The sequence below is a fragment of the Streptomyces sp. NPDC016845 genome (genome assembly GCF_044332585.1).
Lineage (GTDB): Bacteria > Actinomycetota > Actinomycetes > Streptomycetales > Streptomycetaceae > Streptomyces.
This window is the reverse complement of sequence record NZ_JBIRPI010000031.1, coordinates 54008-69200: the sequence shown is the minus strand read 5'-3', so window position 1 is coordinate 69200 and position 15193 is coordinate 54008. Positions and strand designations below refer to the sequence as shown.

The window sequence follows — 15193 nt, the reverse complement described above, 5'->3', positions numbered from 1 at the left end:
CTTTTTGTAGTCCACCTGGGGGTCGGGCTCGGCGTCACCGTTTACTGTCCCCAATCGGGTCCCGGTGGGGCGCCCCCCGCGGCTAACCCTTTGTTGGGGGCGGCGCACCTGGCCCCCGGGGCCCCCGCCGCCCGCTTGTGTCCCTGTCATGGGGCTCCGCCCCGGACCCGGCTGCCTCTCGTCCGAAAGGCGGGGCTTGATTTGTGCTGATCTCCCTCGCATTGCTCGCTGTCACCCTGGCCTTCGCGGTGCTACGACCCCGCGGCTGGCCGGAGGCCGTCGCCGCCGTGCCCGCCGCCGGGATCGCCATCGCGCTCGGCGCCGTCTCGCCCGACCACGCCTGGTCCGAGACCGAAGAACTCCTCCCCGTCGTCGGCTTCCTCGCCGCGATCCTGCTTCTGGCGCAACTCTGCGCCGACGACGGCCTGTTCAAGGCGGCCGGTGACCTCGTCGCGCGGGCCTGTCACGGCAGCCCGAAGCGGATGCTCGGCGGCGTCTTCGCGGTGGCCGCGGCGGTCACCGCCGTACTGAGCCTGGACGCCACCGTCGTGCTGCTCACCCCGGTCGTCTTCGCGACGGCGGCGCGGATCGGCACGAGCCCGCGCCCGCACGTCTACGCCAGCGCCCACCTCGCCAACTCCGCGTCGCTGCTGCTGCCCGTCTCCAACCTCACGAACCTCCTCGCTTTCACCGCGAGCGGGCTGACGTTCAGCCGGTTCGCGGGGCTCATGGCGCTGCCGTGGCTGCTCGCGATCGGCATCGAGTACGTCGTGTTCCGCCGGTACTTCGCCGACGATCTCGCGGCGCCGGCGCACGATCCCGACCCCGGGGACCCCACCCCCGTACCGGCGTTCACGCTGATCGTGCTCGCGCTGACGCTCGCCGGGTTCGTCGTCACGTCGTTCGCGGGCATCGAGCCGCTGTACGCCGCGTGCGCGGGCGCCCTCGTACTCGGTGTGCGGTCCCTGGCCCGGCGCCGCAGCACCCCGGGCGAGCTGTTCAAGGCGCTCAACCTGCCGTTCTGCCTCTTCGTCCTCGCCCTCGGCGTCGTGGTCAGGGCGGTCGTCGACAACGGGCTCGGCGACGGCATCGCGCACGTCCTGCCCGACGGATCGTCCCTGCTCACCCTGGTCGCGGTCGCCGGGGTGGCCGCCGTGCTCGCCAACCTCATCAACAACCTGCCCGCGATCCTGGCGCTGCTGCCCGCCGTCGCCCCGGCCGGACCCGGACCGGTGCTCGCCGCGCTGATCGGCGTCAACCTCGGCCCGAACCTCACGTACGTCGGCTCGCTCGCGACCCTGCTGTGGCGGCGCATCGTGCACGAGCACGGCACCGAGCCCGACCTCGGCGGCTTCACCCGGCTCGGGCTGCTCACGGTGCCCATGACGCTGCTCGCCTCGACGGTGGCGCTGTGGGCGGGGCTCCTCGTACTGGCTTAGCCGTTGGAGTGCTGGCTTAGCCGTTGGAGTACTGGCTTAGCTGTTGGACCTTTGTCCCGGATGCTTGGACGTTTACGTTTCGGCTGGTTCTCGTACTTCCCAGGGACATCTCGCGTGGCTACCGTCCCCGCCGAACCAGTCAATGGGTCAGTCGCAGACCTTTACGCGCTGCCCCTTACGCGCGGAGGTCCCGTGTCACCGTCCCCGGAGTCCCCGGAGTCCCCTGAGCTGTCCCGCCGACGCCTGATGGCCGTCGGCGGGGGCGCGCTCGGCGCCGCCGCCGTCGGGTCCTTCCTGCCGCCCTCGCTGCAGCAGGCCGTCGCCGCCCAGGCCCAGCACGGCGCGCCGCCGAAGGGCGGGCTCGACGCCATCGAGCACGTCGTCGTCCTGATGCAGGAGAACCGGTCCTTCGACCACTACTTCGGAACCCTGCGCGGCGTCCGTGGCTTCGGCGACCGCAACGCGATCCGGCTGCCCGGCGGCACAAGCGTGTTCGAGCAGCCAGGAGCGCTCCGCACCGTCCTGCCCTTCCCCGTACGGGAAGCGGCGGCGGCGCAGAAGAAGGACCTGCAGTACATAGGTGCCCTCGACCACTCCTGGTCCGGCGGCGCGAAGGCCGCTCACGGCGGCTGGCACGACGGGTGGATCACCGCGAAGACCGCGGCGACGATGGCGTACTACACGCGCGAGGACATCCCGCTGCACTACGAACTCGCCGACACCTTCACCGTCTGCGACGCCTACCACTCCTCCATCCACTCCTCGACCAGCCCGAACCGCAACCACCTGTGGAGCGGCAAGACCGGCGACGAGCCGCTGACCGGCGCCCGCGCCGTCGGCAACGACGCCTACGACGAGGGCACGCACCCCGGCTACGGCTGGGGCACGTACGCCGAGCGCCTGGAGAAGGCGGGCGTGAGCTGGCAGACGTACACGGAGTGGGAGAACTTCACCGACAACCAGATCGAGTTCTTCGCCACCTTCAAGGCGATCGCGAAGAAGGCTCTGGTCAAGACCGGTCTCACCTATATGGAGGCGTTCTACGCGAAGGTGCGTGACGCCGCCGACGACGCCACGCGCGCGGAGCTGCTCGCCACCCTCGAGGAGGGCGTGGCGACGCTGAACCGGCGTGAGCGGTCGCTCTTCGAGCGGGCGCTGCGGCGCGTGCCGACCGGTGAGCTGGCCGCGACGTTCGCGCGCGATGTCGCGCGGGGAAAGCTGCCGCGCGTCTCCTACCTCGTACCGTCCGCGGTCGACTCGGAGCACCCCTCCGTCTCCTCGCCCATCCACAGCGCGACCATCGTCTACAAGGTGCTCGACGCGCTCGCCTCGCACCCCGAGGTGTGGCGGAAGACCGCCGTCTTCATCAATTACGACGAGAACGACGGTTTCTTCGACCACGTGCCGCCGCCCGTGCCCGGACCCGACGTCACCGAGGAGCACTGGCAGGGGCTGCCGACCGGGCTCGGCATCCGGGTGCCGATGCTCGTCGTCTCGCCGTGGACCGTCGGCGGGTACGTGTGTTCGGAGGTCTTCGACCACACCTCCGTGATCCGCTTCCTGGAGCAGTGGACCGGCGTCCGCGAGCCCAACATCGGCGCGTGGCGCCGCCAGGTCACCGGCGATCTCACCGGCGCCTTCGACTTCCGCCACGGCCACCGGCAGCCCGAGGTCGAGCAGCCGGGCCCGATCCCCGCGTTCACCGGCCGCTGGGCGCCGCAGCCCCCGGCGAAGCAGTCGATGCCGGTGCAGGAGCCCGGCACCCGGCCGGCCCGCGCGCTGCCGTACCAGCCGGACGCCCACGCGCGCGTGGGCGAGCAGGGACTGGTGCTGAGCCTCACCAACACAGGGCGCTCCAGCGCACACTTCGCGCTCTACCCGTACGCGGGTGAGTTCGCGGCGCCGCTCCACTTCGACGTCGTCCGGGAGGCGACGGTGACGGTGCCGGTGCGCGAGGGCGCGTACGACTTCGTGGTGACGGGCCCCAACGGGTTCCGGCGCGAGTTCCGTGGGCGTACGGACTCCGGCGTCGACGTCACCACGAGCGTGGACGCACGCGCGCGTGCCGTACGCATCCGGTTGCGCGGCACGGCGGAGACGGCGCGGACGGTCGTCGTAGGGAAGCGGACGGTCGCCGTCCGGCCCGGCCGGACCGTCACCGTCGTCCACGAGGCGGGGAAGGCGCACGGCTGGTACGACGTCGAGGTCACGGTGGGTGAAGCGTTCCGCCGGCGCCTCGCCGGGCATGTCGAGGACGGGCGGCCGAGCGTGTCGGGCTGACCCGTACGCGGCTCGAATGAGCTGGCGAGCGAGCATGTGAGTAAGCCCACGAAAGCGACAAAGGATCACTTCTGCCTGCAAGAGTGACTGGCTCTTGCTCAAGTGTTTCTTTGCGGGCCCGTTCAGTTGAAATCAGCCGATGACCGACTGCTCCCGATAAAGAACCCCAGAACCCCCAGGGAGCACGTCCGTGGCCGCACTCGCACGGTGGTGTGTCAGGCACCGGCTCGTCGTCGTTCTGTTGTGGCTGCTCGCGCTCGGTGGCACGAGCGCGGCAGCCGCCGTCGCCGGATCCGCCTACTCGAACGACTACGAGGCGCCCGGCACCGAATCGGGCCGGGCCACCCACCTCCTCGACGAGGGGTTCTCCGGGCTGGGCGGCGACAGCGACACCGTCGTCTGGCACATCGAGGGTTCCATGGTCCGGGCCGCCGACGTCGAGACGGCCATGAGCAACACGCTCACCCAGATAGGAGAACTCCCCGGGGTCTCGTCCGTGGTCTCCCCGTACGGGGACCGGGGCGCGGGCCGGATCAGCGCGGACGGGCACACCGCCTACGCCACGATCACCTTCGCCGAGCAGGCCGACGACATCCCGCGGAGCCAGGCGCAGGCCGTCGTCGACACGGCGCGGGACGCCGAGACGCACGGCCCCGACGGGCTCCAGGTGGAGCTGGGCGGCAGCGCCGTCGCGCTCACCGAGCCGACCTCCGCGCACCTGTCCGAGATCATCGGCGTCGTCGTCGCGGCCCTCGTGCTCTTCCTGGCCTTCGGCTCGCTCGCGGCTGCCGCCCTGCCCATCGCCACCGCCTTGATAGGCGTCGGCACCGCGTACGCGGGCATCGGGCTGCTCGGCCACGCCATGACCGTCGCCGACTTCGCGCCGATGCTGGGCATGCTCGTCGGGCTCGGCGTCGGCATCGACTACGCGCTGTTCATCGTGACCAGGCACCGGCGCGGCCTGAAGCGCGGCCTGCCGGTCGCCGTCGCCGCCGAACGGGCCGTCGCCACCACCGGACGCGCCGTCGTCTTCGCGGGCGCCACCGTCTGCATCGCGCTGCTCGGCATGCTCATCCTGCGGCTCAGCTTCCTCAACGGCGTCGCCATCGCCGCGTCCGTGACCGTGCTGCTCACCGTCGCCGCCTCGATCACCCTGCTGCCCGCGCTGCTCTCCCTCATCGGCATGCGGGCGCTGTCGCGGCGCGAGCGGCGCAGACTCGCCGAGCGCGGGCCCGAACCGGAGCTGCCGACCGGGCTCGCCGCCCGCTGGGCCGCCTTCGTCGAGCGCCACCCCAAGCTGCTCGGCGGCATCGCGCTCGCCGTCGTCACGGTCCTCGCGCTGCCCACCCTCTCCCTCCACCTCGGCACCTCCGACCAGGGCAACAACCCCAAGTCCAGCACCACCCGGCAGGCCTACGACCTGCTCGCCGACAGCTTCGGGCCCGGCGTGAACGGGCCGCTCACCCTGGTCGGCGACGTGGACGGGGCCAAGGACAAGCTCGCACTCGCACGGCTGGCGAACGATCTCCGCGACACCGAGGGCGTCGCCGCCGTCTCCCCGGTCACGTACAACCACGACGACACCACCGCCTACCTCACCGTCGTCCCGGCCTCCGCCCCGCAGTCCGACCGGACCAGCGACCTCGTCGACCGGCTGCGCGCCGACGTCGTCCCCGACGCCGAACGCGGCACCTCCCTCGACGTCCAGGTCGGCGGCGTCACCGCCAGCTACGACGACTTCGCCGGGGTCGTCATAGGCAAGCTGCCGCTGTTCGTGGGCGTCGTGATCGGGCTCGGCTGCGTCCTGCTGCTGCTCGCGTTCCGCTCGCTCGGCATCCCGCTCAAGGCCGCCGCGATGAACGTCGCCGCCGTCGCCTCCGCCTTCGGTGTCGTCGTCGCCGTCTTCCAGTGGGGCTGGGGCAGCGACCTCATCGGCCTCGGCCGCTCCGGGCCCATCGAACCGTTCCTGCCGGTCATCATGGTCTCGGTCCTCTTCGGCCTCTCCATGGACTACCAGGTCTTCCTCGTCAGCCGGATGTACGAGGAGTGGCTGGAGACCGGCGACAACCGGCGCGCCGTCCGCGTCGGCCTCGCCGAGACCAGCCGCGTGATCAACTCGGCGGCCGTCATCATGATCTCCGTCTTCCTCGCCTTCGTGCTCAGCGGCGACCGGGTCATCGCGATGTTCGGCATCGCGCTGGCCGCCGCCGTCGCCGTCGACGCGTTCATCCTCCGTACGCTCCTCGTCCCCGCCCTCATGCACCTGCTCGGCGGCGCCAACTGGTGGCTGCCCAAGTGGTTCGGCCGCTGCCTGCCCCGCCTCAGCATCGAACCGCCCGAATGCCGGACGGCCGCGAGTGCGAAGATCCCCGGGCAGCGCGGCGCACGGGGCGACGCGCTGGACGACGTAGCCATGTAGCCATGTAGCCATGTGAGGTCCCGATGTACGCGATACCGCTGGATGACGGCAGCGCCGAGCTGCGCCCCCTGGAGACCTGGCACGCGGAGGAGTTCCTGCGCCATCTGAAGCGCGGCCGGGACCATATCGGGCAGTTCATCCCGTTCGGCAAGGACGCCGTCGACGTCGAGTCGTCCCGCGCGCTGCTGCGGCGCTGGGCGGAGAAGCGCGTCGCCGACAGCGGCAGCCTCCACGGCATCTGGCTGGACGGCGAACTCGTCGGTGGCGTCCTCTTCCGGATCTTCGACGCGGCCGGCGGCACCTGCGAGGTCGGCTGCTGGCTGGAGCCCGCGGCCACGGGGCGCGGCCTCGTCACCCGAGCCGCCCGTGTCCTCATCGACTGGGCGGTCGAGGAGCGCGGCATCCACCGCGTCGAGTGGCAGGCCGCGGCGGGCAACACCCCGAGCATCAACGTCGCGCGCCGCCTCGGCATGAAGCGGGACGGCGTCCTGCGCGAGGCCAATCTCTACGGCGGCGTACGCCACGACGAGGAGATCTGGTCCGTGCTCGCGCCCGAGTGGCGCAGCGCGCACAAGGAACGTTAAGAGAGCTCTCAGACTCCGTCCGTACGGTGCCCAGCATGGATACGAAGACTGACGCGAAGCCCGACGCCGCCGAGCGGAAGGAGAACGAGGAGGCCGTCGAGGCGACGGAGACTTCTGGTGCAGCAGAGGCCGACGGCGCGGCGGAAGCCGAGGGTGCGACGGGCACTTCCGAGGCCGACGACACTTACGACGCTGATGAGGTCGCCGAGGCGGAGGCCGCCGCGGCCGAGCCCCGCCCGGCCGGTGCCGGTCAGGGCGCCGGCGCCATCGTCTCCGTAGGGCTCGGCATCGTGGCGCTCAGCGGCAGCTGGCTCGGCACGGTCGCCTCGGCCCGCGAATCCCTCATCGGCCAGCTCAACACCGCCCAGACCGCGAGCGTCGCCACGCAGGTCTCCGAGGTCTACGGCGACTCCTGGCACGCCGCCGCCCTCGTCGGCGGGGTCTTCGCACTGATCGCGCTGATCGTCGGCGCGGTCGTCCTGGCGCGGCCCGCGTTCGGAGCGCCCGGCAAGGCACAGGCCACCTGGATCAAGTCGACCGCCTGGGCCGGTGTCTCGCTCGGCGTCCTCGGCCTGCTGCTCGCCGTGGCCAAGTACACGGACCTGCTGCTCGGCCTGCCCAAGACCAGCTGAGCGGAGGTCCCTAGGGCCTGTGAGGGGTGCCTTAGGCGGTTGGACCGGCCTTGCGCCGGGCGCCTAAGGCACCCCCGACCTCGTATAAGGCACCCCGGACCCCGAACATGCGGCACTCTCCCGATGTGGCGCACCCCCCTGGGAAACGACAGTTGAGGCATCGCGGAGAACGCACCGCGAGAACCGCAACGGATCCGCGAGAGCCGCGGACGATCGTCACCAGGGAGACGAGATGTTCGAGTACGAACTGCACCAGGTCCACTCCGCCGAACTCATCGAGCGCGCCCGGTCCTACCGCCTCGCCCGCGCGGCCCGCACCGCCGCCAAGGCTCGCCGCGCCCAGCTCCGATCGGCCGGCCAGGAGGCCGAGGGGCGGGTGAACACCCACCGGTCGCGTCGACAGCGTGCCCCGCGCACCGCATGAACGCGACCCCCCGGCCGGGGGGAAACAGGAACGGGGGACGCAGATCGGGGGAGTCGAACGGGGAGGGCGCACTGCCTGGCGCCCTCCCTCCCGGCGTGCTCCCGCCCCGCTTCGAGAACCCCGCCGCCCTCCCTTCCGGCGCTCTCCCTCCGCGCGGGGAAAACCCCGCCGCCCCTTCGTATCCGTGTGCGATGCTCGGCGGTGTGGAGACCAGGTCCGTCAGCCCGGTGTTCGTCGGGCGCGCCGATGAACTGGGCGTACTGAACACCGCACTCGCCCGTGCCGGCGAGGGCGCGCCCCAGGCGCTGCTGCTCGGCGGCGAGGCCGGGGTCGGCAAGACCCGGCTCGTCGAGGAGTTCGCCGCGGGCGCCTGCCGGACCGGCGCCGTGGTCGTCACCGGCGGCTGCGTCGAGATCGGCGCCGACGGGCTGCCCTTCGCCCCCTTCTCCACCGCCCTGCGCGCACTGCGCCGCAAACTGCCCGAGGCCTTCGGCGCCGCCGCCGCCGGACGCGAGGACGAACTGGCCCGGGTACTGCCCGAGTTGAGCGACCCGGGAACCCGGGGCCTGGACGGCCGGGGCGACGAGAGCGCCACCGCCCGCCTCTTCGAACTCACCGCGCGCCTCCTGGAACGCGTCGCCGCCGAGCACACCGTCGTGGTCGTCCTCGAAGACCTGCACTGGGCCGACGCCTCCACCCGCCACCTCCTCTCGTACCTCTTCCGCACCCTGCGCAGCGGCCGCCTCGCCGTCGTCGCCACCTACCGCGCCGACGACGTCCACCGCCGCCACCCGCTGCGCCCCCTGCTCGCCGAACTCGACCGGCTGCGCACCGTCACCCGCATCGAGCTCGGCCGCCTCGCCCGCGGCGAAGTCGCCCGCCAGATCGCCGGGATCATGGCCGCGGAACCCGAACCGGCCCTCGTCGACGACATCTTCCGCCGCTCCGACGGCAACGCCTTCTTCGTCGAGGAGCTCGCCGTCTCCGCCGCCCAGGGCTGCGCCACCGGGCTCACCGACTCCCTGCGCGACGTCCTCCTCGTCCGCGTCGAATCGCTGCCCGAGTCCGCCCAGCGCGTCGCCCGGATCTGCGCCGAGGGCGGCTCCACCGTCGAGTACCCGCTGCTCGCCGCCGTCGCCCGGCTCGGCGAGGACGAACTCATCGAGGCCCTGCGCGCAGCCGTCGGCGCCAACATCCTGCTCGCCACCACCGACGGCGACGGCTACCGCTTCCGTCACTCCCTGGTCCGCGAGGCCGTCAGCGACGACCTGCTGCCCGGCGAACGCTCCCGGCTCAACCGCCGCTACGCCGAGGTCCTCGAAGCCGAGCCCGCGCTCGTCCCCGCCGACGCCCGCGCCATGCGCCTGGCCACGTACTGGTACCACGCCCACGACCCCGCCAAGGCGCTGCCCGCCGTCCTCGACGCCTGTGTCGAAGCGCGCCGCCGCCACGCCTACGCCGAACAACTCCGCCTCCTCGAACGGGCGATGGAGCTGTGGGACGGCGCACCGGAGCCCATCCGGGCCGCGCTCCGCCTCGGCGACTACTCCGAGTCCTATACGGCGTCCGGCGGCGACCCCGCCACGACCCCGCTCCACTACCTCGACCTCATGGGCGAGGCCGCCGTCGCGGGCCGCCTGTGCGGCGAACGCGAACGCGCCCTGAAGATCAGCAAGCGTGCCATCCGGCTCCTCGACGAGGCCGCCATGCAGGGCGAGGGCGACCCGCTGCGCGCCGCCTGGTTCTGGATCCAGCGCTCCCGGATCAGCTCCCACACCGGCCGCGGCGACGGCTGGGACGAGATCGCCACCGCCCAGGAACTGGTCCGCGGCCTGCCTCCGTCCGCCGTGCACGCCCAGGTCCTGACCCACGCCGCCGCCTGGGGCATGCTGCACAGCCCCGGCGCCGAGACCCTCGCCGCCGCCGAACGCGCCGTCGAGTACGCGCACATGGTCGGCGACGAGGGGACCGAACTCCACGCCCGGCTAGTCCTCGGCGGCCTCCTCGTCGACGCCGGCGCCACCGAGCAGGGCTTCGCCGAGATGTACACGGTTCGCGCCCGCTCCGGCGACCTCGGCCTGATCGCCCGCATCAACAACGTCAACATCAATCTCCCCTCCTCCCTCGAAGGCGTGGGCCGCTCCGAGGAAGCGGTCCGCATCTGCGACGAGGGCATCGACCTGTGCCGCCGCTACGGCCTCACCGACACCAAGGGCTGGGTCCGCTCCAACAAAGCCGAGTCCCTCGCCTCCCTCGGCCGCTGGGACGACGCCGTCAAGGCCGCCGACTGGACCCGCCGCTCTTCCCTCAGCGCCAAACCCCGCGGCACCTCCTGCGTGCACCTCGCCTTCATCGCGCTCCACCGCGGCGCCCTCCAGGAGACCGCAGGGCATTTCAAAGCCGCCCTCGAGCACTACGGCACCCACGACCCGATGCCGCAGTACGCCCTGCCCCTCGCCCATCTCGCCCTCGCTCTCGCCGCCGTCCAGGGGCGCCTCCTCGACGCCCGCGCCGAACTCGCCCGCACCACCGCCGCGGGCCTGCCGCCCTCCATGCACCGCTACATCTGGCCGCTCCTGCGCACCGCCGCCGCCGCGGAGGCCGACGCCCGCGGGCTGCCCGCCGCCGACCCCGGCCGCGCCGAGGCCATCGCCCGCGTCCGCGACGCCGCCAAGCGCCAGGCCACCGCGGTCCCCGTCTGGCACGCCCACGAACAGTGGGTACGGGCCGAACTCGCCCGCGCCGAGGGCCGCGACACCCCCGACGACTGGTCCGCCGTCGTCAACGCCTTCGAGCCTCTCGGCCGCCCCCACGATCTGGCCCGCGCCCGCCTCCGCCTGGCCGAGTCCCTCCTCACGACCACGGCCTCCGACTCCGACCGTGATCGGGCCACCGAACTCCTGCGCCTCGTCGGCGCCGTCGCCGACCATCTCGGCGCCCGGCCGCTCACCGAGTCCGTCGCCCTGCTCGCCCAACGCGCCCGGCTCAGCCTCACCTCCGCCACTCCTGTGCGCCGTGACGCCCCGACCGCTTCCCGCGAGGACTTCGGCCTCACCAGCCGCGAACGCGACGTCCTGCGCCTCGTCACCGCCGGCCGCAGCAACCGCCAGATCGCCGAGGAACTCTTCATCTCCCCGAAGACCGCCAGCGTCCACGTCTCCAACATCCTCGCCAAGCTCGGTGTCGCCGGCCGCGGAGAGGCTGCCGCCCTCGCCCACCGCCTGCACCTGTTCCCCGAGCAACCGGTACTGGTGCCGCCCGGCAGCACGGCCTGAGGCGCTTGCCGGGCTCCGCCGTACGCTGGACGGGAGGCCCGGCCGCCACGCCCGCCTGCCCACCGCCTGGAGGCGCCGTGTTCAACATGTTCGAGGACCTCTTCGCCCCCGGCCGCAAACACACCAACGACGAGCGCAAACGCCTGGAACTGACCCGAGTCGACCTCAACGACGGCGACCCTGGCCGAGGCCCGATAGACCTGTCGTCGGGGAAGGTGACGGTGCGCGTGTCGGGTGCGCCGTCGACCTTCGGGCGGGCCGTCGACGGGGCGAGCGGGGCAGGAGTCGGGCGGGCAGGCGGCGCGGAAGTCGGCGGAAAGGCCGACGGGGTTGTCGGAACCGGCGGGGGAGTCGGCGGAACCGGCCGAGCGGGCCTCCGCGCAGCCCCGTGAGGGGGCGGCTGAGTAACCCGGTCGCCCCTCCCATCGCCTCGCCGCCGGGGTCTCGCTCGGCCGATCCGGGGACCGGCTCGCTAGCTCACCCTCAGTTCCAGGATGCGGTCGTCCCCCTTTCCAGGGTTGCCCCGTGAATCCGTCTCGCTCGTCACCAGCCACAACTTGTCGCCGCCCGCCGCGACCACCGTGCGCAGCCGCCCGTACTTGCCCTCCAGGAACGCCTGCGGGTCGTGCGCCGCCTTGGTGCCGTCCAGCGGGACACGCCACAGGCGCTCGCCTCTCAGCCCCGCCATCCAGATCGAGCCCTTGGCGTAGGCGATGCCGCTGGGTGAGGCGTCCTCGACATGCCACTGCGCGATCGGGTCGTGGTAGCCGGACCCGCCGCCCTCGCCCTCGGCTTCGGGCCAGCCGTAGTTGTCGCCCGCCACGATGTCGTTCAGCTCGTCCCAGGTGTCCTGGCCGAACTCCGAGGCCCACAGCCGCTTGTCCTTGTCCCAGGCCAGGCCCTGCACATTGCGGTGGCCGTAGGAGTACACGGGGGAGTCTCCGAACGGGTTGCCCGGCGCCGGGTCGCCGTCCGGTGTCAGGCGCAGCACCTTGCCGCCCGGGGACTTCTTGTCCTGGGCCAGCTCGGTCCGGTACGTCTCGCCCGTCCCCGCGTACAGCAGGTCGTCCGGGCCGAACGCGATCCGGCCGCCGTTGTGGTTCGTGCCCTTCGGGATGCCCTTGAAGACCGTGTCCGGAGCGCCCAACTGCTCGCCCGCGGACTTCTTCTCGTCGTAGATCATCCGCGCGATGCGGTTGTCCGACTCCGTCGTGAAGTACGCGTAGACCATGTGGTCCGAGGCGTAGGAGGGGGAGAGCGCGAGGCCCAGGAGGCCGCCCTCTCCGGCGGGGGCCACCCCGGGCACCGAGCCGACCTCCGTCTTCTTTCCGGTCTCTGTGTCGACACGGGTGATCGTCCCCTCGTCCCGCGACGAGACCAGCAGGTCCCCCTCGGGGAGCGGGGCCAGACCCCACGGCGACTTCAGATCCTCGGTCACCGTGCGCACGACCGACACCGAGCCCTTCGCCGGCGGGGTGTCAGCGGGCTTCGGTGAGGTGGAGGACGTGCCGGAGCCGTCGGTGGCCGGCGCGGACGACCTGGCCCTGTCCGGCTGCCCGTCGTCGCCGGAGGAGCACCCCGCCGTGAACAGGAACGCGGCACAGGCGGCCACGGCCAGTGCGGGCCGCACAGCTTGACGTTGCTGACGTTGCACGATCAAGGTCCCTTCGACGCGACGGTTCTACCGTTCATACACCGCTCGTCCCCCGCAAGTTCCCGATCTCCCCCGCTGATCCCGCGCCCCGCTTCCTCAAAGCCCGGCCGGATCAGAAGAGCGCGGGACAGCGTCGGCCCGCCAGAGGCCCGAGCCGACACCCGTCAGCCCGCGCGAAGCCCGCCAGAGGCCAGAGCCCTCTCAGTCCCAAGGCCTCTCAGTCCCGCAGCCCCTCAGTCCCAAGACCCCTGCGCCGCCGGCAACCCCGCGATCTCCCGCAACTCCGCCCCCGTCAGCGCCAGCTCGACCGCCGCCGCGTTCTCCACCGCCCAGCGCTCGTGCTTCGCCCCGGGCACCGGCACCACGTTCGGCCCCTGTGCCAGCACCCACGCGAGAGCGACCTGCGCCGGGGTCACGCCCTCGCCCCGGCGGGCCGCGATCCGGCGCAGACCCGCCACGATCGGCTGGTTCGCCGCCATCATCTCCGCGGTGAAGCGGGGGTGCCGGGCCCGTACGTCGTCCGGCTCGAAGCCCTGGCCCGGGGTCAGCGTCCCGGTGAGGAACCCGTTGCCGAGCGGCATAGCCGCGAGGAGCCCGACCCCGCGCACCGCGCACCACGGCAGCAGTGACTCCAGCGCCTCGGGCGACCACACCGACAACTCGGCCATCACCGAGCTGACGGGGAAGACCTGCTGGATCCGCTCCAGCTGCTGAATCGTTCCGGCGTACCTTCCGGCCCGGCCGGCACGGCGCCCGCCCCGCGCGCCCACCGCGCCGAGCGCACCCATCGCGCACAGTCCGAGCGAGCGCACCTTGCCCGCGCCCACCAGCTCCGCCATCGCGCCCCAGGTCTCCTCGACCGGTACTTCCGGGTCGGCCCGGTGCAGTTGGTACAGGTCTATGACGTCCGTCTGGAGACGCCGCAAAGAGGCGTCGCAGGCCCGCTTCACATACCCCGGGCGGCCGTTGGCGACGATGTGCTGCTCCCCGACGAGCAGCCCCACCTTCGTCGATATGAACACGTCCGCGCGCCGCTCTCTGAGGACCCGGCCGAGCAGCAGCTCGTTGGTGAACGGCCCGTACATGTCGGCGGTGTCGAGCAGGCTGCAGCCCCGGTCCAGCGCGGCGTGCACGGTACGCAGGGACTCCTCGCCGCGCCGTCGCGAGCCGGTGTACGCCCAGTTCATCGGCATGCAGCCGAGTCCGACCGCCCCCACCTCGAGCGCCGCCGCCCCGATCGCCTTGCGCTCCACTTGCCCGTGACCCTCCCTGTCTCGACCCTCAACCTAACCTCTGCACGTCGGCGCGGCTGACATAGCCTCCTGACCATGACTGGAGATGTATGGCTGCCTGTCCGCGCCGACGAGATCCCGGGCCTTCCCGAGGGGCTGAACTACCGCTTCTGGAACGGTGAGCCGGACTTCCCCGCGGACCCGTCCGACTGCGCGTACTACGTCGTCCCCTACATGCAGGGCGCGGAGACGGCCGTGCGCCCCCTGCCGGACATGACGTCACTGCGCGTGGTGCAGACGCTCTCCGCGGGCGTCGACCACGTCCAGAGCGGGCTCAAGTACCTGCGTCCCGGCGTCCAGTTGTGCAACGCGCGCGGGGTGCACGACGCCAGCACCGCCGAACTCGCGCTGACCCTCATCCTGTCCTCCCTGCGCGGCATCCCGGACTTCGTCCGCGCACAGGAGCGCGGGGAGTGGCGCTCGGGTTTCCGCCCGGCGCTCGCGGACAAGAATGTGCTCATCCTGGGCTACGGCGCGATCGGTTCGGCCATCGAGGACCGGCTCGTCCCCTTCGAGGTCGCGCGGGTGGCGCGCGTCGCGCGCTCCGCGCGCACGGCGGAGCGCGGGCCCGTGCACCAGCTCACCGATCTGCCGGGTCTTCTGCCCGACGCCGACATCGTCGTCGTGGCCACGCCGCTCACCGAGGACACCCGTGGCCTCGTCGACGCCGACTTCCTCGGACGGATGAAAAACGGGGCGCTGCTCGTCAACGTCAGCCGCGGCCCCGTCGTCGACACCAAGGCGCTGCTCACGGAGGTGGAGAGCGGTCGTCTCACCGCTGCCCTGGACGTCACCGATCCCGAACCGCTGCCCCGGGAGCACCCGTTGTGGCAGGCTCCGGGGGTGCTGATCTCCCCGCACGTCGGCGGTCCCACCTCCGCCTTCCTGCCCCGGGCCAAGCGGCTCCTCGCCGCCCAGCTCACCCGCTACGCCGCCGGGGAACCGCTCGGCAACGTCGTGCACACCACCGGCTGACACGGGACGCACGGGCCGCACCGGCCGCACCGGCCGCACCGGCTCCCCGGGCACCGCCCGCGGGGCTGCCCGCGGCCCGGCGCACACGCTCCGCGCCCGACCGGCTGCACCGCGTGCCTCCGTCGGCGCTGGCGGTCACGGAGCGTAGAGAGACTATGTCCCTGAGTGACGATCCTGGTGTATCGTCCCGACTGGGGAGGCGCCGCTACGGGTACACGG

The 15193-nt window shown here is 72.3% G+C and carries 11 protein-coding genes; 9 read left to right on the top strand and 2 right to left on the bottom strand.

Going from position 1 to position 15193, the window contains the following annotated elements; all coding sequences use genetic code 11:
- The first annotated feature begins 206 nt into the window (after nt 1-206).
- From ACH4RC_RS38585 to ACH4RC_RS38550, 8 genes are all read left to right on the top strand, one after another.
- Nucleotides 207-1439 carry an SLC13 family permease gene (locus tag ACH4RC_RS38585; protein ID WP_398209169.1) on the top strand — a complete coding sequence of 411 codons (1233 nt, stop codon included), beginning with the start codon at nt 207-209 and terminating at the stop codon, nt 1437-1439.
- A 246-nt stretch (nt 1440-1685) separates the two neighbouring features.
- The gene (locus tag ACH4RC_RS38580; protein ID WP_398209167.1) at nt 1686-3719 is read left to right on the top strand and encodes a phosphocholine-specific phospholipase C; all 2034 of its coding nucleotides are present in this window, start codon (nt 1686-1688) and stop codon (nt 3717-3719) included.
- Between the two features lie 190 nt (nt 3720-3909).
- Nucleotides 3910-6138, top strand: coding sequence for an MMPL family transporter (locus tag ACH4RC_RS38575; protein ID WP_398209158.1), 2229 nt, complete (start codon nt 3910-3912; stop codon nt 6136-6138).
- A 23-nt stretch (nt 6139-6161) separates the two neighbouring features.
- The gene (locus ACH4RC_RS38570; protein ID WP_398209156.1) at nt 6162-6722 is read left to right on the top strand and encodes a GNAT family N-acetyltransferase; all 561 of its coding nucleotides are present in this window, start codon (nt 6162-6164) and stop codon (nt 6720-6722) included.
- A 35-nt stretch (nt 6723-6757) separates the two neighbouring features.
- Nucleotides 6758-7354, top strand: coding sequence for a hypothetical protein (locus tag ACH4RC_RS38565; RefSeq protein WP_398209154.1), 597 nt, complete (start codon nt 6758-6760; stop codon nt 7352-7354).
- 232 nt (nt 7355-7586) lie between these two features.
- Nucleotides 7587-7778, top strand: a complete 192-nt coding sequence (locus tag ACH4RC_RS38560) for a hypothetical protein (protein ID WP_398209153.1) — start codon at nt 7587-7589, stop codon at nt 7776-7778.
- Nucleotides 7779-7969: 191 nt separating this feature from the next.
- On the top strand, nt 7970-11053 hold the full coding sequence (locus tag ACH4RC_RS38555) for an AAA family ATPase (RefSeq protein ID WP_398209151.1): 3084 nt from the start codon (nt 7970-7972) through the stop codon (nt 11051-11053).
- Nucleotides 11054-11139: 86 nt separating this feature from the next.
- On the top strand, nt 11140-11445 hold the full coding sequence (locus ACH4RC_RS38550; RefSeq protein ID WP_398209150.1) for a DUF6191 domain-containing protein: 306 nt from the start codon (nt 11140-11142) through the stop codon (nt 11443-11445).
- Nucleotides 11446-11525: 80 nt separating this feature from the next.
- On the opposite strand, the gene ACH4RC_RS38545 is transcribed toward ACH4RC_RS38550, so the two are convergent.
- Together ACH4RC_RS38545 and ACH4RC_RS38540 are read right to left on the bottom strand one after the other, a co-directional pair.
- Nucleotides 11526-12683: a PQQ-dependent sugar dehydrogenase gene (locus tag ACH4RC_RS38545; RefSeq protein ID WP_398209148.1), complete on the bottom strand. Its 1158-nt coding sequence runs from the start codon at nt 12681-12683 to the stop codon at nt 11526-11528.
- Between the two features lie 257 nt (nt 12684-12940).
- Nucleotides 12941-13960 carry an aldo/keto reductase gene (locus ACH4RC_RS38540; RefSeq protein WP_398209147.1) on the bottom strand — a complete coding sequence of 340 codons (1020 nt, stop codon included), beginning with the start codon at nt 13958-13960 and terminating at the stop codon, nt 12941-12943.
- Nucleotides 13961-14035: 75 nt separating this feature from the next.
- On the opposite strand from ACH4RC_RS38540, the gene ACH4RC_RS38535 reads away from it, so the two are divergent.
- Nucleotides 14036-14974 carry a 2-hydroxyacid dehydrogenase gene (locus ACH4RC_RS38535; RefSeq protein WP_398209145.1) on the top strand — a complete coding sequence of 313 codons (939 nt, stop codon included), beginning with the start codon at nt 14036-14038 and terminating at the stop codon, nt 14972-14974.
- The last annotated feature ends 219 nt before the right edge of the window (nt 14975-15193 follow it).